The 21,430-nt window shown below is 72.7% G+C and carries 14 protein-coding genes and 1 riboswitch; of the genes, 8 read left to right on the forward strand and 6 right to left on the reverse strand.

The genetic code is table 11. The features are described 5' to 3' along the window. The first annotated feature begins 11 nt into the window (after window positions 1-11). The 5 genes from ACIBO8_RS07530 (at window position 12) to ACIBO8_RS07550 (ending at window position 6,997) form a co-directional block, all read left to right on the forward strand. Window positions 12-3,281: a S8 family serine peptidase gene (locus ACIBO8_RS07530; protein ID WP_396114288.1), complete on the forward strand. Its 3,270-nt coding sequence runs from the start codon at window positions 12-14 to the stop codon at window positions 3,279-3,281. 61 nt (window positions 3,282-3,342) lie between these two features. Further along, window positions 3,343-4,089 (forward strand): methyltransferase domain-containing protein, encoded by a 747-nt coding sequence (locus ACIBO8_RS07535; RefSeq protein ID WP_396114289.1) that lies wholly within the window; start codon window positions 3,343-3,345, stop codon window positions 4,087-4,089. Continuing rightward, window positions 4,086-5,213 (forward strand): alkaline phosphatase family protein, encoded by a 1,128-nt coding sequence (locus ACIBO8_RS07540; RefSeq protein ID WP_396114290.1) that lies wholly within the window; start codon window positions 4,086-4,088, stop codon window positions 5,211-5,213. The genes ACIBO8_RS07535 and ACIBO8_RS07540 overlap by 4 nt, the downstream gene beginning before the upstream one ends. A 9-nt stretch (window positions 5,214-5,222) precedes the next feature. After that, on the forward strand, window positions 5,223-6,518 hold the full coding sequence (locus ACIBO8_RS07545) for a DNA polymerase IV (protein ID WP_396114291.1): 1,296 nt from the start codon (window positions 5,223-5,225) through the stop codon (window positions 6,516-6,518). 92 nt (window positions 6,519-6,610) lie between these two features. Continuing rightward, the gene (locus tag ACIBO8_RS07550) at window positions 6,611-6,997 is read left to right on the forward strand and encodes a DUF3040 domain-containing protein (protein WP_396114292.1); all 387 of its coding nucleotides are present in this window, start codon (window positions 6,611-6,613) and stop codon (window positions 6,995-6,997) included. A gap of 721 nt (window positions 6,998-7,718) precedes the next feature. Here ACIBO8_RS07550 and ACIBO8_RS07555 read toward each other — a convergent pair. The 3 genes from ACIBO8_RS07555 to ACIBO8_RS07565 are packed head-to-tail and all read right to left on the reverse strand — an operon-like array spanning window position 7,719 to window position 12,541. Then, window positions 7,719-10,181: a DUF3488 and DUF4129 domain-containing transglutaminase family protein gene (locus ACIBO8_RS07555; protein ID WP_396114293.1), complete on the reverse strand. Its 2,463-nt coding sequence runs from the start codon at window positions 10,179-10,181 to the stop codon at window positions 7,719-7,721. A 16-nt stretch (window positions 10,182-10,197) separates the two neighbouring features. Then, a complete protein-coding gene (locus ACIBO8_RS07560; protein WP_396114294.1) occupies window positions 10,198-11,490 on the reverse strand; it encodes a DUF58 domain-containing protein in 1,293 nt (430 codons plus the stop codon). 1 nt (window position 11,491) lies between these two features. Then, window positions 11,492-12,541 (reverse strand): AAA family ATPase, encoded by a 1,050-nt coding sequence (locus ACIBO8_RS07565; protein ID WP_396114295.1) that lies wholly within the window; start codon window positions 12,539-12,541, stop codon window positions 11,492-11,494. Between the two features lie 420 nt (window positions 12,542-12,961). Between ACIBO8_RS07565 and leuS the strand changes: the two genes are divergently transcribed. Both leuS and aroA read left to right on the forward strand, forming a co-directional pair. Beyond that, on the forward strand, window positions 12,962-15,790 hold the full coding sequence (leuS, locus tag ACIBO8_RS07570) for a leucine--tRNA ligase (protein ID WP_396114296.1): 2,829 nt from the start codon (window positions 12,962-12,964) through the stop codon (window positions 15,788-15,790). A gap of 69 nt (window positions 15,791-15,859) precedes the next feature. Continuing rightward, entirely contained in the window at window positions 15,860-17,125 is a 1,266-nt protein-coding gene (gene aroA, locus ACIBO8_RS07575; protein ID WP_396114297.1) for a 3-phosphoshikimate 1-carboxyvinyltransferase, read from the forward strand. Window positions 17,126-17,129: 4 nt separating this feature from the next. On the opposite strand, the gene ACIBO8_RS07580 is transcribed toward aroA, so the two are convergent. The 3 genes from ACIBO8_RS07580 to ACIBO8_RS07590 are packed head-to-tail and all read right to left on the reverse strand — an operon-like array spanning window position 17,130 to window position 19,839. Further along, on the reverse strand, window positions 17,130-17,858 hold the full coding sequence (locus ACIBO8_RS07580; RefSeq protein WP_396114298.1) for a TVP38/TMEM64 family protein: 729 nt from the start codon (window positions 17,856-17,858) through the stop codon (window positions 17,130-17,132). 54 nt (window positions 17,859-17,912) lie between these two features. Next, window positions 17,913-18,629 (reverse strand): type 1 glutamine amidotransferase, encoded by a 717-nt coding sequence (locus ACIBO8_RS07585; RefSeq protein WP_396114299.1) that lies wholly within the window; start codon window positions 18,627-18,629, stop codon window positions 17,913-17,915. Then, complete coding sequence (locus ACIBO8_RS07590) at window positions 18,619-19,839, reverse strand: MurT ligase domain-containing protein (RefSeq protein WP_396114745.1); 1,221 nt, start codon at window positions 19,837-19,839, stop codon at window positions 18,619-18,621. Before ACIBO8_RS07590 ends, ACIBO8_RS07585 begins: the two co-directional genes overlap by 11 nt. A 513-nt stretch (window positions 19,840-20,352) precedes the next feature. After that, a riboswitch (cyclic di-AMP (ydaO/yuaA leader) is annotated at window positions 20,353-20,476 on the forward strand. Window positions 20,477-20,482: 6 nt separating this feature from the next. On the opposite strand from ACIBO8_RS07590, the gene ACIBO8_RS07595 reads away from it, so the two are divergent. Beyond that, window positions 20,483-21,280, forward strand: coding sequence for a C40 family peptidase (locus tag ACIBO8_RS07595; protein WP_396114300.1), 798 nt, complete (start codon window positions 20,483-20,485; stop codon window positions 21,278-21,280). Window positions 21,281-21,430: the final 150 nt, after the last annotated feature.

The raw sequence follows: 21,430 nt of genomic DNA on the forward strand, positions 1-21,430 counted from the left end.
GGGGAGGACGCATGCGCAGACGAAGGCTGCCCGCACTGTTGCTGGGCATTGTCACGATCACGGCCGGCACCACCGTCGCCGGTGTGCCGGCGGCCCACGCGCTACCGGCCACGACCGTCGCGGGCCGGGCCGGCACCGGCACCGCCACCTCGGTCACGCTGATCACCGGCGACCGCGTCACGCTGCTCGGCAACGGCAGCGCCGCCGTGCAGGCCGGGCCGGGGCGCAAGGGAATGCGGTTCGTCGACGAGCGCACCGCCAAGGGCCGGACGGTCATCCCGTACGACGCGCTGCGGCTGGTGCGTTCCGGCCGGCTCGACGCGCGGCTGTTCGACGTCACCGCGCTCGCTGCCTCCTACCCCGACGACCGCGCGAAGGAATTGCCGCTGCTGGTCGCGTACCCGAAAGGACAGTCCCGGCAGGCCGGAGCCGTGACCCTGGCCGCGGGCGCGCGGGTGACGCGGGATCTTCCCGTCGTCGGAGCGGTCGCGGTCCGTGCGGATCGCGCCGGCCGGGCGGCGCTGTGGTCGGCGCTGACCGGCGGTACGCCCACCGCACGCACCCTGCGCCCGGGCATCGACCGGATCTGGCTCGACGGCACCCGGAAGATCAGCCTCGACCACAGCGTGCCGCAGATCGGCGCCCCGGCCGCCTGGCAGAAGGGCCTGGACGGCACCGGCGTCAAGGTCGCGGTGCTGGACACCGGCATCGACGCCACCCATCCCGACTTCGCCGGCCGGATCGACGAGGCCCGGAACTTCACCGACACGGCGAGCACGGACGACGAGGTCGGGCACGGCACCCACGTCGCGTCCATCATCGCCGGCAGCGGGGCCGCCTCCCAGGGCCGCTACCGCGGCGTCGCGCCCGGCGCCCACCTGGTGATCGGCAAGGTCTGCGGCACCGAGTTCTGCGAGGAGTCCGACATCCTCGCCGGCATGTCGTGGGCCGCTCCCCGGGCGCCGGTCGTCAACCTGAGCCTCGGCGGCGCCGACTCCCCGGGCATCGACCCGCTCGAGGCGGCGGTCGGCGAGCTCACCGAGAAGTACGGCACGCTGTTCGTGATCGCGGCCGGCAACGAGGGCGAGTCCGGCACGGTCAGCTCCCCGGCCAGCGCCGACGCCGCCCTGGCCGTCGGTGCGGTGGACCGCGAGGACCAGCTCGCCTTCTTCTCCAGCCGCGGCCCGCGCGTCGGCGACAACGCGATCAAGCCCGAGATCACCGCGCCGGGCGTGGACATCGTCGCGGCCCGGGCCGCGCACGGCGTTATCGGCGATCCCGCGCCGCTGCCCGCGTACACGAGCCTGTCCGGCACCTCCATGGCGACCCCGCACGTGGCCGGCGCCGCCGCGATCCTGACCCAGCAGCACCCCGGGTGGACGCCGAAGCAGCGCAAGACCGTCCTCATGGGAGCCGCGCAGCCGACCGAGGGCGTCGACGTGTTCGGCCAGGGCGCGGGCCGGGTCGACGTGGCCCGGGCCGTCAGCCAGGCCGTCGCGGCCGACGAGGGAACGATCAGCTTCGCCGGTGAGCCGTGGCCGCACGGCGACGACGCGCCCGAGACGAAGACGGTGACCTACCGCAACGACGGCACCGAGCCCGTCACCCTGTCGCTCGCCCTGCACGCGCCGAGCAGCGTCTTCACGCTCGCCGACAACACCGTCACCGTGCCCGCCGGCGGCACCGCCACCACGAGGCTCACCGCGGACACCAGCGCCGACGTCGCCGACGGCTTCCACACCGGATACCTCACCGCGACCGCGCCCGGCGTCCGCGTCGAGACGCCGGTGGGCGTCTACCGCGAGCCGGAGAGCTACGACCTCACGATCGAGCCGACCGACCGCGACGGCCGCCCCAGCGACACGATGTACGCCGTCTTCTTCAACCTCGCCACCGGCGCTCGCTACTCCGTCGAGGGCGGTGCCACCGTTCTGCGCCTGCCCAAGGCGGAGTACGGCTTCTTCGCGTTCATCGGCGCCGACGAGGTGTCCATGCTCGTGCAGCCCAAGCTCGTCGTGTCCGGCCCCGCCCGGATGCGCCTGGACGCGCGTACCGCGAAGCCGGTCAAGGTCACGGTGCCCACCGCGGGCGCGGAGCCGGTCCTGGCCGCCGTCGACGGCGAGTGGACCAGCGAATTGTTCGGCGTGGGCGTCGGCTACGTCGGCGACAGTTTCGACGGCCTCTTCATCGGACAGCCCGGGGGCCGTACGCCGGTGCCGGCCTTCACCGCCTCGATCACCGCGTCGTTCGCGGCACCGGGAGCGAACAGCCCCTACACGTACGACCTCGGCTGGTTCTCGCCCGGCGTCATGTACACCGGGTTCCGCAAGGCGGTGCAGCACCGCGACCTGGCCACCATCCAGGCCTCGTACGCCACCGAGGCCACCGGCGTGCAGGGCGTCAAGGCCAACTCCGCCCGGTACGGCGACAGCGGCTACTGGTCGGTGTTCATCCCGTTCGACCTGCCGTTCCGGCGTACCGAGTACGTCAACGTGGACGGGCGTGCCCAGTGGTCCGCCTCCTTCATGCAGCAGGTGCCGCCGGAGGGTGACGAGTGGCCGGTGGCGGTGAGCGCGGCCGGCACGCCGCCCGCCACCTTCCGTGCCGGGCACACGTACCGGCAGCAGTGGAACCGGGCGGTGTTCGCTCCGTCGGTCGCCGCGCCGGAGTACCCGTTCGACTACGTGACGCGGTTCGGGGACAGCCTCGTCGTCCTGCTGCCCACCCACGGCGAGGGACCCGGCCACCCCGGCTACAGCACGCTCGAGTCGGCCCGGCTGGCGCTCTACCGCAACGGCACGCTCGTCGGCGAGTCCGCCGCCGAGCAGGCCGAGTTCGAGGTCCCGGCCGGCGCCGCCGATTACCGGCTCGAGCTCTCCGCCGCCCGCGGCGCCCCGCACACGCTGTCCACCCAGGTCAGCGGCGTGTGGACGTTCCGGTCCGGGCACGTCGACGGTGACGAGCCCCGGAAGGTGGCGGTATCCACCGTGCGCTTCCACCCGGCGCTCGACGAGCACAACTCGGCCCCGGCCGGGCGGGTGCTCGCCGTACCGGTCACCGTCGACCGGCAGGTCGCCACGCAGGTCCGGACGGTGTCGGTGCAGGCGTCGTTCGACGACGGCCGCACCTGGCGGGCGGTGCCGGTCCGCGGGGCCGGTGCGCACCGGGTGGCGGCGATCCGGCATCCGGCCCGCGCCGGATACGTCTCGCTGCGCGCCACGGCCACCACCGGTGCCGGCACGGTCACGCAGACCGTGATCAGGGCGTACGCGATCGGCTGACGAAGGGCGGCGAGCCGCGGCTCGCCGCCCCCGGGGTGCCGGGGGCCGATACGCTGCGCAGGTGGAAACCGCATCGACGCGTACCCCCCGACCTCCCGTCACCGTGCGTACGGCCGCCGTCTGGGCGGTGCTGCGCCGCGAGCTGGAACGCCACGCCGGGCGTGAGCTGACGGTGCTCGACGTGGGCGGCGGGACGGGCGGTTTCGCCGTGCCGCTGGCCGAGGCCGGGCACCGCGTCACGGTGGTGGACGCCAGCCCCGACGCGCTCGCCGCCCTCACCCGCCGCGCCGCCGACGCGGGCGTGGCCGACCGCGTGCGCGCCGTCCAGGGCGACGGCGACGCGCTCGCGGGGCTGGTCGCGCCGGGCAGCGTCGACCTCATCCTGTGCCACGCCGTGCTCGAGGTCGTCGACGATCCGGCCGGGGTCGTCGCCGCCGTCGCCGCCGCGCTGCGGCCCGGGGGAGCGGTCAGCCTGCTCGTCGCCGGGCGGGCCGCCGCGGTCCTCGGCCGCGCCTTCAACGGCCACCTGGACGCCGCGTCCGCGCTGCTCGACAACCCCGACGGCCGCGCCGGTCAGCGTGACACGCTGCGCCGGCGTTACGACGCGGAGACCGCCGCGGCGCTGCTCACGGCCGTGGGGCTCACGGTCGAGGAGACCCATGGGGTACGGGTGCTCGCCGACCTCCTGCCCGCCGCGGTGGTCGAGGCGGACCCACGCACGATGCTCGAGCTCGAACTCGCCCTGTCGGCCCGGCCGCCGTTCCGCGACATCGCCGCCCAGCTCCACGTCTTCGCCCGGCGCCCGTGACCGCGCTCGACGTCGTCCGGCCCGCGTACGGGTCGGGCAGCCTCGCCGACCTTCTGCCGAGCGTCGGCGCGGTGCTCGGCGCGCCCGGTGCCACGGACGTGCTGGGGCTGGGCGCGCAGCTGGGCGGCGTCGACCGGGTCGCGGTGCTGCTGGTGGACGGGCTGGGGGCGTACCAGATCCCGGTCGCCGCCCCGCACGCGCCGATCCTGACCCAGCCGGACGGCCGGACGCTGACCTCGGGTTTTCCCTCCACGACCCCGGTCAGCCTGACCACGCTGGGCACCGGAGCGGTGCCCGGGGCGCACGGCATCCTCGGCTTCATGGCGCGCCGGCCCGACGGCGGCGTGCTCAACCACATCAAGTGGGGCACGGATCCCGATCCGGCATCCTGGCAGCCGGTGCCGACCTGGTTCGAAAGTGCGGGACTGCGGACCACCCTCGTCACCAAGCCGGAGTTCCAGGGCACCGGCCTAACCGTGGCGGCCTACCGGGGCGCGGCGTTCACCGGCGCCGGCGACCCGTACGCGCTCTCCACCGCCATGCTCGCCGCGCTCGCCGAGCCCGGCGTCGTGTACGGCTACCACCCCGATCTCGACCACCACGGGCACGTGTCGGGCATCGACTCCGACGCGTGGCGGGCGGCCGCCGCGGTGGTCGGCGAGCTGATCACCCGCCTCGTCGAGGGCCTGCCGCCCGGGGCCGCGCTGCTGGTCACGGCCGATCACGGGCAGCTCGACATCCCCCTCGACGGCCGGGTGGATCTCGCGACCGACCCGGCCCTGGGCGCGGGCATCATCGGGGTCGCGGGGGAGCCGAGGGTCCGCTACCTGCACACCCGCGACGGCGCTGCCGGGGATGTCGTGGCCGCGTACCGGTCGGTGCTGGGCTCGTCGGCGTGGGTGCTCACACGCGAGGAAGCGGTCGAGAGCGGCCTGTACGGCCCGGTGCCACCCGTCCACCTGGGCCGGATCGGGGACGTCGTGGTGATCTGCCTCGACCACACCGTCGTGCTCGCCGGCGGATGGGAGCCGCCGGCGGTCGGCGAGCTGGTCGCGTACCACGGCTCGGTGACCGCTACGGAGATGACCGTTCCGCTGCTGAGTTTTGTCGGACCCCCTGTCTAGTCTGCAGGCGTGGGACGCAGCCAGGCCATCGGAAGCGGGCGGGACCCGCGGTTCGGGCCGGAGGCCGACGACGCGGGCTGCACCGTGCTGCACGTCGACATGGACGCGTTCTTCGCCTCGGTGGAGATCCGCCGCCGCCCCGAGCTGCGGGGCAAGGCCGTCGTGGTCGGGGGAGCGGGCCCCCGCGGGGTCGTGAGCTCGGCCAGCTACGAGGCCCGGAGGTACGGCGTCCGCAGCGCGATGCCGGGGATGCGGGCCCGGGCGCTGTGCCCGCACGCTGTGTTCCTGCCGCCCGACTTCTCGGCGTATTCGGCGGCCTCCGACGCGGTCATGCGGATCTTCCGCGACGTCACCCCGCTGGTAGAGCCACTGTCTCTGGACGAGGCGTTCCTCGACGTGGCCGGCGCCCAGCGGCTGCTCGGACGGCCGGCGGTGATCGCGGCGTCGATCCGCCGCCGGGTCTTCGAGGAGCAGCGGCTGACCTGCTCCGTCGGGGTCGCCCCGAGCAAGTTCGTGGCCAAGCTGGGCTCGACCCGCGCCAAACCCGACGGCATGATGGTCGTCCCGGCCGGCCAGGTCCTCGACTTCCTGCACCCACTGCCGGTCGGCGCGCTCTGGGGCGTCGGCGAGAAGGCGGCCGCCCAGCTGCACCGCCTCGGCCTCGCCACCGTCGGCGACCTGGCCCGGGCCCCGCTGAGCATGCTGCGCTCCGCCGTCGGCGAGGCCTCGGCGGCCCACCTCCACGAGCTGTCCTGGGGTCGCGACCCGCGCCGCGTCGTCGCCGGGCACGAGGAGAAGTCGATCGGCGCCGAGCTCACGTACGACACCGACGTCACCGACCCGGCCGTGATCCGTCGCAGCATGCTCGCCCTCGCGGACAAGGTCGGCGCCCGGCTGCGAGCGAGCGGGAACGTCGGCCGTACGGTCTCGATCAAGATCCGTTTCCCGGACTTCCGGACGGTCAACCGCTCCCGCACGGTGCAGACGACCACCGATGTGGCCCGCGAGATTTTCGAGATCTCCTGGGCCCTGTTCCAGGCCCTGCGCCCGGGCGAGCCGATCCGCCTCGTCGGCATCCGCGTCGAGGGCCTGGCCGCCGCGGCGACCGCATCACGGCAGCTCACGCTGGGCGAACCGGAGCGCGGCTGGCGCGAGGCGGAGGCCGCCGCGGACGCCGTAGCGGCGCGGTTCGGCCGCTCCATCGTCGGACCGGCCAGTCTTTTGGGACGAACCGATCTTCGCCGCACCGAAAATCACCCGCACTCGACGGTCGTCCCGCTTTCCGACCCGCCGACCCCCTCGTAGACTTGCGGTAAGGCAGCCGGTCGGCTGCCTCGCACCATCGGCCCGCCTGCACCTCCGCCGGGGGGCCGGACATGCGCCCGGGGAGGAATGCCGTGCCGCTCTCGGAGCACGAGCAGCGGCTGTTCGATCAGATCGAGCGGTCGCTTGCCGAGGACCCCAAGTTCGCCTCGGCTGTGCGAAACAGTGATCCGCGTTTCCACGCCCGGCGCCGGCTGGTCGTCGCGGCGTTCGTGATCGTCTTGGGTCTCGCACTGGTGGTCTTCGGCACGGTGAGCAGCAATACGCCGCTCGGCGTGGCCGGCTTCGTGGTCATGCTCGCCGCGGCCGCCTTCGCGATGCAGAGCCGCCGCAAGGGGCAGGCACCCGACCTGCATGCCGTCGGCGGCACCGCGAGCCGCCGCACCCGGCAGACCCGCAAGGCCGGCTTCATCGACCGGCTCGAGGACCGCTGGCGTCAGCGGCCCGAGGGTCACCGCTAACCAGGCAACCCACGGCGACGAGATGGCGGCCACCCGGCCGCCATCGCCGTATCCGCCCGCTGCTCACTCACGATGAGCCGGGCACCACGCGGCGTCGACTCCGGACGCGGAGCGGGACGCCGCTGAACGCTGCGCCGCCGGGTGCGCGTGAAATCCGCCGCGCGGCATTTCCGGCCGTGCGGCTTCTCTTGTCGTGCGGTCTTCGCGGGTCGGTCGGCCGGTCCTGCGGCCGCCTGGTTCGGCGCCCGTGCGGCCGTCGGGCCGGTGGGGCCTTGGCCTGCGGGACTTTGCTCGGTGGAGCTCTTGGCTCTGGGGCCCTCAGCCCGGGGTTCTTGGCCCGGGGTTGGGCCGAGGGCCCTTGGTTTGGTGGACCCTTGGCCCGGGGCCTTTGGGCTGGGGCGGCTTTGGGCTGGGGCGGCTTTGGGCTGGGGCGGCTTTGGGCTGGGGCGGCTTTGGGCTGGGGCGGCTTTGGGCTGGGGCGGCCTTGGGTTGGTGGGGCCTTGGGCCGGGGCGGCCTTGGGCTGGTGGGGCCTCGAATCTGTGTGGCTAGGGCCGGGACGGCCTAGCCAGCGCCGCCCGGCCGGACCGTCCGTGCAGCGCGGCCGCGCCTTGGTCCAACTGCCCGTTTTCACGCCCGGCGCATCTTGCCCCCCGGCCGTGGGAGAGCTCGCGCCGGCGCGTGGGCCGTCCCCGCGAGAGGACGGTCCACGCGCCGGCGGGGTCAGCGGGCGCGGCCGGCGAGCAGGCGGCGCGGGCTGAAGCGGACCATCACGTCGCGGCCCCGGCTCAGCGTCGCCATCCAGCGTCCCGAGGTGTCGGCCAGGCGCATCCGCCAGCGCAGCAGCACCGAGGGCGGGAACAGAACTGCGGTCAGGCGGGTGCGGCGGGTGGCCGTACGGGCCAGGCCCTTGCGGACCTGGGTCAGCGCCTCGGTCAGGCCCTCGCCGCGCAGCGGGCTGCGGGCGTACCGGGCTCGTTCCTCGGCGTGGCCCAGCAGGGCGGCGCCCTGGGCCGGGGTGTCCGTCAGGTCCGCCTCCCGGACCAGGCGTTGCGCGGTGTGCCGGGGCGTCTCCGTCGGGTCGACCGGCACCCGGTAGTCGACCATGGTGTCCACGAGCTCGTCCCAGGCGGCATGGGCGTCCTCGCGGGCGCGGGCCGACTCCGTGGTCACGGTGACCTCGCGGTCGCCCGGCGGGGCGGAGGACGCCGCCACGGTGAGGGGGAGGGTGGCCGCGTGGCGTCGCTTGCGGAGCAGGATCCGGCGCAGGGCCGGGACCAGGAGCAGGGCGACGATCAGTGCGGCGATGCCGACGGTCAGCAGGCCCGTGGACGAGCCCTTCGACGCTGCCGCGGCGCCGGGGGCGTCGAGGGAGTCCGCGTCGAGGTCCTTGTCGGGGCGGTTGCTGGCGCCCGGGCCGGCCGAGCCCGCCGCGCCGGGGCCGGTGGAGGCGCTCGACGAGGCCGAGGGCGAATCGACGCGGTCGGTGTCCGGCGCCCACTCGGAGCGGCTGGAGCCGACCACGGCCGCCGCCGGGGTGGCGTCGAACGGGATCCAGCCGAAGCCGTCGAGGTAGACCTCGGTCCAGGCGTGGGCGTTGCGGTTGGTCAGGATGTACGTGTTGCCGTCACGGCCGCTGCCGCGGGTGAAGCCGAACGCCACCCGGGCCGGGATGCCCGCCTCGCGCACCATCCAGGCCAGCGCCGCCGCGTACTGCTGGCAGTAGCCGGTCTTGTTCTGCAGGAACGCGGAGATGGCCGAGGCGCCGGCCTGCGGGTCGGCCGCCTGCAGGCTGTACGTGAAGCCGTTCTCCCGGGAGAAGTAGCGGTAGAGCGCGGCGACCTTGTCGTACTCGGTGTCCTTGCCGCGGATCAGGCCGGCGACGAGGGCCTCGACCTTGGGGTCGTCGGGCACCGTGGTGAACTGCGTGCGGATCGGGTCGTCGTCGGCGAGCGGCTCCGCCTGGCGCAGCTGACCCGGCGTGTACTTCGCGCGGACGTAGTCGAAGGAGTACTTCTTGCCCTTCGTGGTGGTGCGGTTGGAGAAGACGACCTGGGCGTTGGGGTCGTACGACCAGGCGCCGTCGAGGCCGTCGACGGCGACCGTGGTGGAGTAGATCGGCGCCAGGGTCTGCCCGAAGTCCTTCGTGATCTCTACTTCGGCGTGGTAGCGCTGGAAGCTCCCGCCGCTGGTGTTGCCGTTGAGCCGGGGGTCGCCGCCCATGCCGCGCGACAGCGGCCGGCCGGTCGGGGTCCGGTTGCTGAAGCCCTCGGCGGTGAGCACGTCGGCGGTGCCGAAGCGCAGGTAGTACGGGTCCGGCTCGGTGGTGGTGACCCGGACGTAGTCGGTCGTCTGGCTCTGGTTGAGCTGGCCGCTGAGGGACGCGAAGAGGTTGATGCGCCCGTTGCCGCCGCTGCCCGTACCCTTGCCGCCACCGCCGGTGCCCACCTGGGTGAGCTGGTTGAGCAGGCCGGTGTTCAGGCCCGGCACGATCAGCGGCAGCAGGACCGCGGCGGCGACGCCGATGACGGCGAGCCGGCGGCCGGCCGCGGCCAGCGGCGACGGCTCCCACACGTCCACGTCGCGGCCGTCGCCGGTGAAGCGTCGGCCGAAGCGGCGGACCCGGTCGACGTTGTCGGCGACGAGCAGCCAGAGGAAGCCGATCGCGCCGACGATGAACGGGAACACCGGGACGCTGTCGATGTAGACAGCCACCGGGACCGAGTAGATGGCGAGCATCGGCAGGCCGGCCAGCGCCGGGCGGCGCGCGACCACGGTGAGCAGGTCGACGGCGATGGCCACGGCGCCGATGCCGAGCGTGGCGATGAAGAGCAGGCCGTCCCGGTCGGGGACCGGTACGCCGTACGAGCGGGTATCGCTGCCGGCCTCGGAGAACAGCTGCCCGAAGTGGTTGAACGTCGCCGGCGACGGGATCAGCGACAGCAGCTCCTCGCCGCTGGGGAACATCCAGGTCAGCGTGAGCAGCAGGGTGACCACCATGCTCGCGGCCTGGGCCCAGGTGGGCAGGCGCAGGCTGCGGGTCAGCACCGCCGCGCCGGCGACCAGGCCGACCGCGAGGATGCACTGCATCAGCCAGGTCCAGGTGTCGAAGATCGCCGACAGTGGCGCCGCGGACAGCAGCGTCGCCGCGGCCGCCACCAGCCCGAGTCGTCGCCTTCCGGTCACAGCGCAACTCCCGTCATCACATGCCCGCCACGGTCTCGGCCATCGCCGCGCGGTAGGCGAAACCCTGCGATCCCCGCGCGGCCGCGGGCCACAGCGCCGCGAGCGAGTCGCCGTGCGCGACGGGCACCGAGCGCCAGCCGCTGCGGACCAGGGCCAGCGAGGTCGCCGCGTGCTGCCGGTCCGCCTCCTCGCGGTCGGCGGCCGCCATGTTCACCCACGTGGAGCTGTCGATGGCGAACCCGATGCAGGTGGCGCCGTTGCCGCGCAGCCCGGTCAGCACCTCGGCCTCCGCCACGGTGAGCGCCCCGAACAGGCCGATCACCAGCCCGCCGTCGGAGCGGCGCCGGACCGAGTCGACCAGGCCGGCGATGTCACCGGTCTGGGTCAGCTTCACGTCGGCGAGGGTGTCCAGGATCGCGCCCTCGCCGCCCGCCTCGATCGCGTCGAGGTCGATGCCCGTACCCGTGACCAAACGCAGCTTGTAACCCGCCTGGCGCAGGTGCATCGCGATGCTGGCGGTCGCCGAGACCGCCCACTCGAAGCTCGCGGCCGGCCCCTCGCCGCGGTGGGCGTAGAGCCGGGTGTCGAGCACTACCGTGGCACGCGACTCCCAGGGCTGCTCCTCGCGGCGCACCATCAGCTCGCCGGTGCGCGCGGTCGAACGCCAGTGGACCCGGCGCAGGTCGTCGCCGCGGCGGTACTCGCGGGTGGCCGCGTCGTCCTCGCCGTGCACGGCGACCGAGCGGGCGCGGCTGTCGCCGGTGCCCGCGTACTCGCCGGCCAGGCGGACCGAGGGCAGGGGGACCACCTGGGGGATGACGGTGAGCCGGTCGACGCTGGGGAACGAGCGGGTCAGCTCGCACAGGCCGAACGGGTCGGTCAGCCGGATCACCAGGGGACCGACCGGGTAGCGGCCGCGGACGTCGGCGCGCACCGTGTACGCCACCGAGCTGGCCATGTGCGCTCCGAGGCGTTCCAGCACCACGCGGGGGCGGCTGCCCAGCGCGTACGGCAGCCGGTCCTCCAGAAGCAGGGTGCCGGTGGGCAGCCGCGACATGTTCTGCAGGCGCAGCACGACCCGCGCGCTCGAGCCGACCGGGGCCCGGCCGGGCTCCAGTGACCGCGTGCAGGCCAGCTTGTAGCGGCTGCGCCCGACGTACGCCGCGGCGAGCAGCGGCAGCGCCGCCAGCAGGATCGCGACGCGCAGCAGGTCCTTCTCGCCGAGGATCACGGCGGAGACCGCGGCGGCGGCCCCCGCGGCGAGGAAGGAGCGGCCGCGCGTCGTCATGCCCCGCAGGGCTTCCCGCATGTCAGCGCCCCCGGGACTCGAACTGCGCGCGGCCGTCGCCGGTGGCGCGGGTGTCGTACGGCGAGCGGCCGCGGTCGTGCGGCAGGGGCAGCCGGTGCACGATCTCGGCCACGATCGCGTCCGTCGTACGCCGGTTGAGCTGCGCGTCGGCGGTCGGGATGATGCGGTGCGCGAGCACCGGGACGGCAAGCGCCTGCAGGTCGTCGGGGAGGACGTAGTCGCGGCCCTCGAGCGCGGCCACCGCCTTCGCCGTGCGCAGCAACTGCAGCGTCGACCGCGGCGAGGCACCCAGCCGGATCTCGGGCGCTTCACGAGTCGCCGTCACGAGGGCGATCGCGTATTGCTGGACCGCGTCGGCGGCGTGGACGTCACGGACGGTGGCGATGAGCCGGCGCACCAGCGCGGCGTCGGCGACGGCGCGCAGGCTGTTCAGCGGGTCCACGGCGCCGTGCCCGCCCAGCATCGCGAGCTCGGCGCGCGGGTCCGGGTAGCCCATCGCGATCCGGGCGGTGAACCGGTCGCGCTGCGCCTCGGGCAGCGGGTACGTGCCCTCCATCTCGATGGGGTTCTGCGTCGCGATGACCATGAAGGGCGACTGCAGCTCGTACGTGGTGCCGTCGACCGTGACCTGCCGCTCCTCCATGCACTCGAGCAGCGCGGACTGGGTCTTGGGCGAGGCCCGGTTGATCTCGTCGCCCACCACCAGGTTGGCGAAGACCGCCCCCGGCTTGAACTCGAAGTCCCGCGTCTCCTGGTTGTAGACGCTGACGCCGGTCACGTCGCTGGGAAGCAGGTCCGGGGTGAACTGGATGCGCCGCACCGAGCAGTCGATCGAGCGGGCGAGGGCCTTGGCGAGCTTCGTCTTGCCGACGCCCGGCACGTCCTCGATGAGGAGGTGACCCTCGGCCAGCATGACCGCGAGCGCCAGCCGCACGGTGGCGCTCTTGCCCTCGATGACCTGCTCGATGTTCGCGATGATCGCTTCGCTCGCGGCGCGGAACTCCGCATCCGGCAGCGGGCCGCCGGGCTCGTCCCAGGTGGGGGTTGTCACGGGCCTCCTCCATGTCGTTCAAGCCCCTTCCACGGTGTACACCGGGAGGGAACCGAAGGTTCGCGGGCGGCCGGGGTGTCCGTGGGCCTCCGGCGCTCGCCGCCCGTTCCCCCACAGGTTAGCCCGGTCACAGCAACTCGCCGAGTCAGGCGTAAACCACCAACACGGCACGTGGTCAACCAGACACGCATATCGGATGCGTTACGAATGGGATAGGGGTGATACCGGTCGCCGCCGCCGAAGCGGGGCGGGTACCATGCCCCTATGGCCCGAGCCTTCCTGCTTCTTAGCTAGCCGTGCTGACCGTCTCGTGAGGCATCCGTCTCCCGCAGAGACGACGACAGCGCGGCGCCCCCTCTGTGCAGGGGGCTTTTTTGTGTCCTGAGGAAGACGAGCCGGCAGGCCGAGAACGAGAACGAGATGGTGACGATGAGCGAGTCCGAGACCAACGCGGACGTCCCGCCGTACCGCTACACGGCCGCGATGGCCGCCGAGATCGAGCCGCGCTGGCAGGCGTACTGGGCCGAGAACGGCACCTTCCACGCGCCGAACCCGACCGGCGAGCTGGCCGACCCCTCGCATCCGCGCGCGGGCGCGCCCAAGCTGCACGTGCAGGACATGTTCCCGTACCCGTCGGGTGCGGGGCTGCACGTCGGGCACCCGCTCGGCTACATCGGCACCGATTCCTACACCCGCTACAAGCGGATGGCGGGCTTCAACGTGCTGCACCCCATGGGCTTCGACGCGTTCGGCCTGCCCGCCGAGCAGTACGCGGTCCAGACCGGCACCCACCCCCGCACCACGACCGAGGCGAACATCGAGCGCTACCGCGGCCAGCTGAGGCGGCTGGGCCTGGCGTACGACGACCGCCGCTCGTTCTCCACCACCGACCCGGACTACTACCGCTGGACCCAGTGGATCTTCCTGCAGGTCTTCAACTCCTGGTTCGACCCCGACCTGCGCAAGGCGCGCCCGATCGACGACCTGGTCGCCGAGTTCGAGGCGGGCACCCGCGCGGTCCCGGACGGCCGGGAGTGGGCGGCGCTGTCGGCCGTCGAGCGGCGCACGGTGGTCGACGGCTTCCGGCTGGCGTACGTCAGCGAGGCACCGGTCAACTGGTGCCCCGGGCTGGGCACCGTGCTGGCCAACGAGGAGGTCACGCCGGAGGGGCGCAGCGAGCGCGGCAACTACCCGGTCTTCCAGCGCTCGCTGAAGCAGTGGATGATGCGGATCACCGCGTACGGCGACCGCCTGGTCGAGGATCTGGACGCGCTGGACTGGCCGGAGCCGGTCAAGCTGATGCAGCGCAACTGGATCGGCCGCTCCCGCGGTGCGCACGTCGACTTCCCCATGGATGGCGACGACGTCATCTCGGTCTTCACCACGCGCCCCGACACCCTGTTCGGCGCCACCTACATGGTGCTGGCGCCCGAGCACGCCCTGGTCGACTCGATCGTGCCGGCCGCGTGGCCCGAGGGGACCAAGGACGCGTGGACCGGCGGGCACGCGACGCCTTCCGATGCGGTCGCCGCCTACCGCGCCGCGGCGGCGGCGAAGACCGACGAGGAGCGCACCGCCGACGCCAAGGTCAAGACCGGCGTCTTCACCGGCGCCTACGCGACCAACCCGGTCAACGGCGCCCGCATCCCGGTCTTCATCGCCGACTACGTGCTGGCCGGCTACGGCACGGGCGCGATCATGGCGGTGCCCGGCCAGGACGAGCGCGACTGGGCCTTCGCGGAGGTCTTCGACCTGCCCATCATCCGTACGGTCGAAGCACCGGAAGGCTTCGACGGCGCCTTCACCGGCGACGGTCCGGCGATCAACAGCGACTGGCTGAACGGCATGGGCGTCGCCGAGGCGAAGGCCGCGATGATCGCGCGACTGGAGCAGGACGGGCACGGCCGCGGCGCGACCACGTTCCGGCTGCGCGACTGGCTGTTCAGCCGGCAGCGCTACTGGGGCGAGCCGTTCCCCATCGTGTACGACGAGACGGGCCTGCCGATCGCACTGCCCGAGTCGATGCTGCCCGTGGAGCTGCCGGAGGTCGACGACTTCTCTCCGCGTACCTTCGATCCGGAGGACGCCGACAGCGAGCCGGAGACGCCGCTGTCGCGCAAGAAGGACTGGGTGCAGGTCGAGCTGGACCTGGGCGACGGGCCCAAGATGTACACCCGCGAGACCAACACCATGCCGCAGTGGGCCGGCTCCTGCTGGTACGAGCTGCGCTACCTGGACCCGCACAACGACAAGGCGCTGGTCGACCGGGAGAACGAGGCCTACTGGATGGGCCCGCAGGGCCCGGGCGACCCGGGCGGCGTCGACCTGTACGTCGGCGGCGTCGAGCACGCGGTCCTGCACCTGCTGTACGCCCGCTTCTGGCACAAGGTCCTGTACGACCTGGGCCACGTCTCGTCCTTCGAGCCGTTCCGCAGGCTGTTCAACCAGGGCTACGTCCAGGCGTACGCGTACAGGGACGCCCGCGGCGTCATCGTGCCCGCCGAGGAGGTCGTCGAGCGCGACGGCAAGTACTACTACGGCGACCAGGAGGTGGCCCGCGAGTACGGCAAGATGGGCAAGTCGCTGAAGAACGTCGTCACCCCGGACGAGATGAGCGAGCAGTACGGCGCCGACACGTTCCGGGTGTACGAGATGGCGATGGGCCCGCTGGACGTCTCCCGGCCGTGGGAGACCCGCGCCGTCGTGGGTTCGCAGCGGTTCCTGCAGCGGGTGTGGCGCCTGATCGTCGACGAGGAGACCGGCGAGCTGCGGGTCACCGACGCCCCGCTGGACCCGAAGACGCGCCGGGCGCTGCACCAGACCATCGCCGGTGTCCGTGAGGACATGGACGAGCTGCGGTTCAACACCGCCATCGCCAAGCTGATCCAGCTGACCAACACGCTGACGCCGCTGGAGACGACGTCGCGCGAGGCGGTCGAGCCGCTGGTGCTGATGATGTCGCCGTTCGCCCCGCACCTGGCCGAGGAGCTGTGGCGCAAGCTGGGCCACGACGGCACGCTGGCGTACGAGGCCTTCCCGGTCGCCGACCCGGCCCAGCTGGTCGCCGAGTCGGTCACGTACCCGGTGCAGATCAACGGCAAGGTCCGCGGCCGGGTCGAGGTCGCGCCGGACACGGCGGAGGATGCCGTACGGGAGGCCGCGCTGGCCGCCGTGGCCGAGGTGCTGGCCGGCCGCGAGCCGCGCAAGGTGATCGTGGTGCCGGGCCGCCTGGTCAGCGTCGTCGTCTGACGGACCACGTGGTGGAATGTGGCCCGCCGCAAATAATCGCGGCGGGCCACGCTCGTCACAATGGGTGCCGTGCCTGATCTTCCGGATGTGCTGCCCGTCGCCCCGCTGACCTCGCCGCTGGACGCCACGGTGCGTCCGCCGGGTTCCAAGAGCATCACCAATCGCGCGCTGCTCTGCGCCGCGCTTGCCCCGGGCACCTCTGTGCTCTCCGGGGCGCTCTTCGCCGATGACACCCGGGCGATGATGGGCGCGGTCGCCGCGCTGGGCGCCCGCGTCGTGACCGACGAGGCCGCCCGGACCATCGAGGTGACCGGCGTCGACCCGCGGACCACGGTGACCTCCGGCATGATCGACGCCCGGCAGTCCGGCACGACGTCCCGGTTCATCCTGCCCGCGGCGGCGCTGCTGCCCGTCCGTACGGTCGTCGACGGCACCGCGCAGCTGCGGGCACGCCCGTTCGGCCCGATCCTCGAGGCCCTGCGCGGCGTCGGCGCCGTCGTCGAGGAGCTGGACCGGCCGGGGTTCCTGCCGGCCGCGGTGCGCGGGCCGCTGCGTGGCGGGCCGGTCGAGATCAGCGGGCACATCTCCAGCCAGTTCCTGTCCGGCCTGTTGATGGCGGGACCGCTGATGACCGAGGGGCTGTCGGTGGCGCTGACCTCTCCGCTGGTCTCCGTGCCGTACGTGGAGATGACCAAGGCCGTGATGGCCGCCTTCGGGGTGCGGGTCGACGGCCTGGACGTCGGGACGGGTGCCTACCGGGCGACCGACTACGTGATCGAGCCGGATGCCAGCGCCGCCTCCTACTTCCTGGGTGCCGCGGCGGTGGCCGGCGGCCGGGTGACCGTGGAGGGGCTCGGCACCGGAAGCTTGCAGGGCGATGTCCGGTTCGCGGACGTCCTGGAGCGGATGGGCGCTTCGGTGTCGCGCACCGCCAGCTCGCTCACGGTGCGAGGGAACGGCCGGCTGACCGGCGTGGACGTCGACATGTCTGACATCTCGGATACGGCCCAGACTCTCGCGGCGGTGGCGGTGTTCGCGGACTCGCCGACGCGCGTGCGCGGGATCGGCTTCATCCGGGGCAAGGAGACCGACCGGGTCGGCGCCGTCGTGACCGAGCTGCGGCGGGCCGGGATCGACGCCATCGAGGACGAGGACGGCTTCACCATCCACCCGGGGCAGCCCCGGCCGACGCGGTTCGCGACGTACGAGGACCACCGGATGGCGATGAGCCTGTCGCTGCTGGGGCTGCGGGCGCCCGGGATCGAGATCGAGGACCCGGGCTGCGTCGCGAAGACGTACCCGGACTACTTCCGGGACCTGGCGGCGCTCTGCTGAGGGATCAGGCGGCCACGGGGGCGCGGCGGCCGGCGAGGCGCCAGCGGAGCACGATCGCCGTGGTGAGGATGAAGCCGATGGCGGCCGGCGCGAGCGTCATCGGGCTCATCTGACCGGGGGACGTCACGGCGGCGCCGATGACGGCGTAGGAAACCGCGGACGGGATGGCGGCGAGGGTGGTGCCGAGCAGGTAGCGCTTGCGGCAGACCGACGTCGTCCCGTACGCGTAGCCGATCAGGCCGTAGGGCGCGAGCGGCAGGAAGCGGACCAGCAGCACGGCGGCGAGCCCCCGGCGGTTGAGCCAGCCGTCGAGGCGGGCCATCCGGCCGCCGGCCTTCGCGCCCAGGGCACCCCGACCGGCCCAGCGGCCGGCGTAGTAGGTGGCGACGGCGGCGATCACCGCGGCCGCGAGGGCGGTCGCGGCTCCCGTCGCCGGCCCGAGCAGCATGCCGCAGCCCATGGTGACCGCGGTGCGGGGCACGAGGACCGAGAGCAGCAGGCCGCCCACCACGGCGATCGCGACCGCGGCAGCGGGTCCGAGACCGACCACGGAGTGGGCGATCGACTGGATCGGCAGGACCGCGGCCGCGGCGCCCAGGCCGCCGATGACGGCCGCGAGGACACCGATGCGGACGAGGCGGCGGCGCCATCCCATCGGAGTGTGGGTCTGCTGGCTGGCCTGAGGGTCCGCGGCGGAGTGGGAGCCCCGCGGGGCGATCAGGGTGTCAGTCATGCAGGCGTACCGCCCCTACGTCTCGTCGGTCCAGGAAACAGAGCACTTATCGGGTCACGCGGCGCCCGCTGCTGCGAGCCGCTCGCCGCGGAGCCGGTCGGCCCAGGTGTCGTCGAGCGGTGCAAGCGTATCCGCGCCGATCGCCCAACTCAGTAGCAGATCGGCTATAGCTGGGTTGCGGGCGAGCGCCGGCCCATGGGCATACGTGCCCAGGATCTTCCCGTGCCAAGCGCCTTCGGTGTGCCCGTCATTCCCGATGCCCGCGGTGACGCGTGCCAGAGGGGCGACCCCGGGGCCGAGATGGGTACGGCCGCCGTGGTTCTCGAACCCGGTCAGCGGGGGCAGGCCCAGCCGCGGATCGATGTCGCCGCGGACCTCGCCGACCGCACGCGTCTCGCCGCGGTCGGAGGTGATGTCGAGCAGGCCCAGGCCGGCGCACTGGGCGCCCTTGGCGAAGAAGGAGGCGCCGAAGAGCTGGTAGCCGGCGCACACCGCGAGCACCGCGGCGCCCTGCGCCACGGCCCGGTGCAGGCCCCCGTCGGCGATCAGCCGCTGGGCGGCCAGCGCCTGCGGGCCGTCCTCGCCGCCGCCGATGAGGTAGATGTCGGCGGTCGAGGGCATCGCCTGGTCGGAGCGGACCTGGTGGGTCTCCACCGGGATGCCGCGCAGGGCCGCGCGCCGGGCCAGGATGAGCATGTTCCCGCGGTCACCGTACGTCGACAGCAGGTCGGGGTAGATCCAGACGATCCGCAATGTGCTCTCAGTTGACACGGTCCAACTCCGCTCGGATGTCCTGGAACGCCGTGTAGTTCGCGATGACTTCCAGCCGCCCCGGCGGGGTGGCCCGGATCGCCTCCTCGAAGGTCTTAACGTGCCGGAAGGGCACATCGTTCACCTCGAGGCGTACGGCGAGGTCGTACGCGCGGTCCCCGGTGATCAGCACGGGCCGCCCGCGCAGCGGCGAGAAGTCCACGTCGTACAGCCACGATGTGTCGAAGCCGTCGGGGTCGCGGGCGTTGATGGAGAGCAGCGTGGGGGCCACCTCGGCCATGTCGAACGCCTCGAGCCAGCTCGCCGGGTTCTTGGCCAGCAGCAGCCGGATGTTGCGGCCGTCGCGGTCCACCTGGGCGTACCGGCCGGCTACCGATGCGACGCCCGCGAGCCGGGGTGCCGCCTCGATCGGGCGTACGCCGAATTCGGCGGCGACGGCCAGCGCGGTGGCCGCGTTGCCGAGGTTGACCTGGCCCGGCAGCTGGAGCTTCACCAGGTGCCAGTCGCCCTTGGGGTCGAGCACGCCCTCGTCCTCGACCGTCCATTGAGCCTGCGGCCGGCGCAGCGGGCATCCCGTGCACCACCAGTCGCCCTGGGCGCGGTTGATGGGGGAGCCGCACTCGGGGCAGACCCACGAGTCGTCGGTCCATCGCTGGCCGGCGCTGAACCAGACGACGTGCGCCGTGTTGACGGCCGCCCAGACCACCATCGGGTCGTCGGCGTTGGCGACCACGTGCACGTCCGGGTGGGCGGCGAGGGCGGTGCGCCACATCTGCGCCATCATCGCCACCTCCTTCGCCCGGTCCAGCTGGTCGCGGGAGAGGTTGAGGAGGGCGACCACGCGGGGGTTCGTCTCCTCGATGACCCGGGCGAGGTAGTGCTCGTCGACCTCGAGCACGGCGAACGGGGTGGCGCCCGCCTTCGCGAGCGCCGAGGTGTGCCCGGTGGGCATGTTGGCGCCGAACGAGTTGGTGGCGACCGGGCCCAGGACGCCCAGCGCCGCGGCGGTGAACCGGGTCGTGGTCGTCTTGCCGTTGGTGCCCGAGACGAGGGCGATGGCCCGGCCGGCGGCGAGGTTGCGCAGCAGGTCGGGATCGATCTTGAGGCCGATCCAGCCGCCGATCACCGATCCGTCGCCGCGTCCCGCGGCCCGCGAGAGGGCCGCAGCCGTGCGCGAGACGGAGCTCGCGACCTTGGCCCGCAAGGGCATCTTCCCGTCCGTCACGGCGACGAGGGTACCGGAAACGGACACTACGTCGAGTGGCCCCGGGTGCGACGCCGTTCCCGGTGCCCGGTGCGGGGGCGAGCTCCGCCGAAAGGATGATCGGCATCGGTCGGCAGGCGCCGTGTTTGGGCCGGTGGGGACGTTTGCGATGGCTTTTGCCCGACCTCGGCGCCGTCCTTGATCGCACCGGCCGCGGCTTTTTGTGTGTTCTGTTTCACCCGTAACCTTCAGCGTTGAGTGATCATTACAGCGCGTAGCGTGGCGGCATTTGTCACGGGTCAATTACAAACCGGACACTGTCCACTGTGCCAAATACGAAGAGTGACGAGAGGTGGCCCCGCGGTGGATCGAGAAATCAGGTAGGCAGGGTGTGCCGGTGAGCGACCGCCCACCGCTCGTACCGCACGGATCACGCCGAGCCCTGCCCCGGTCCGCGCGGCACGACCACGAAGAAAGTGAACGACCATAAAGGCATACGGGGGCAGGGACGGGGGACCCATTTCCGGTCCGCCACCGGGTCGCGAGACCCGGCGGACCTCGGGGTGAAGCCGCCACCCGGCGGCCGGGCATCCTTCCCGCCCGAACCCGACAGCTAACCTCGCAGGCGTGCCGGAGGGATATCTCTACCGTGCACGAACGCAGTTCGAGCCGGGGCCGCCGCATGTCCGTCGGCACCGGAACCGTCGCACTGTCCCTGGGTCTCTGCCTCTGCGCCGGCCAGCTGGTCGCGACGCCGGCAGCCTCCGCAGCCCCGCTCACCGCGGCCGCGGCCTCCAAGGTCACGCCGAAGGTCACCGCGTCGTACAACAAGCGGACGGTGTCCTGGGGTTCGAAGGTCCGGGTCACCACGAAGCTGATGAACCCGCGGACCGGCAAGAAGGTGGTCCACGGCTGGGTCCGTCTCCAGTCGAAGATCAACGGCAGGTGGAAGACCTGGCAGAACAAGCACGTCACGACCGGCACCGTCGTCTTCAACACCCAGCCCGGCAAGACCGTCTGGTTCCGCACGTACTACGGCGGTTCCGCGGGCATGAAGCCGGCGTCGAGCAAGCCGGTCAAGATCACCGTACGGGCCAGCGGCGCGAAGATCCTCGCCGAGGCCAGGCGGCACAAGGGCGCGCTCTACAAGTTCGGTGCTGCCGGACCCAAGCGCTTCGACTGCTCGGGCTACACCTTGTACGTCTACAAGAAGGCGGCGGGCAAGAAGCTGCCGCACAAGGCCAACTCGCAGCAGCACTACGGCAAGTCGGTCAGCAAGGGCAGCAAGAAGGCCGGCGACCTGCTCGTCTTCCGGTCCGGGTCCTACGGCACCCATGCCGCCATCTACGCGGGCGGCGGTTACATGTGGGCCGCCCCGCACACCGGCGCCCGGGTGCAGAAGCAGAAGATCTACGGCAGCAACTACGTCGTCCGGCGGATGGTCTGATCCCGACGCCGGCGCAGTAGAGCAGGACAGCGACAAGACAGTTCAGTGGGGGGGGGGCCCGGGGGGGGGGGCCCCCCCCCCCCCAAAAAAAAAAAATTAAAAAAAAAAAAAAAAACCGCCCAAAAACAAAAAAAACCAGTTAAAAGTTTT

This window comes from Actinoplanes sp. NPDC049681 (assembly GCF_044465265.1).
In the GTDB taxonomy this organism is placed as follows: Bacteria; Actinomycetota; Actinomycetes; order Mycobacteriales; family Micromonosporaceae; genus Actinoplanes.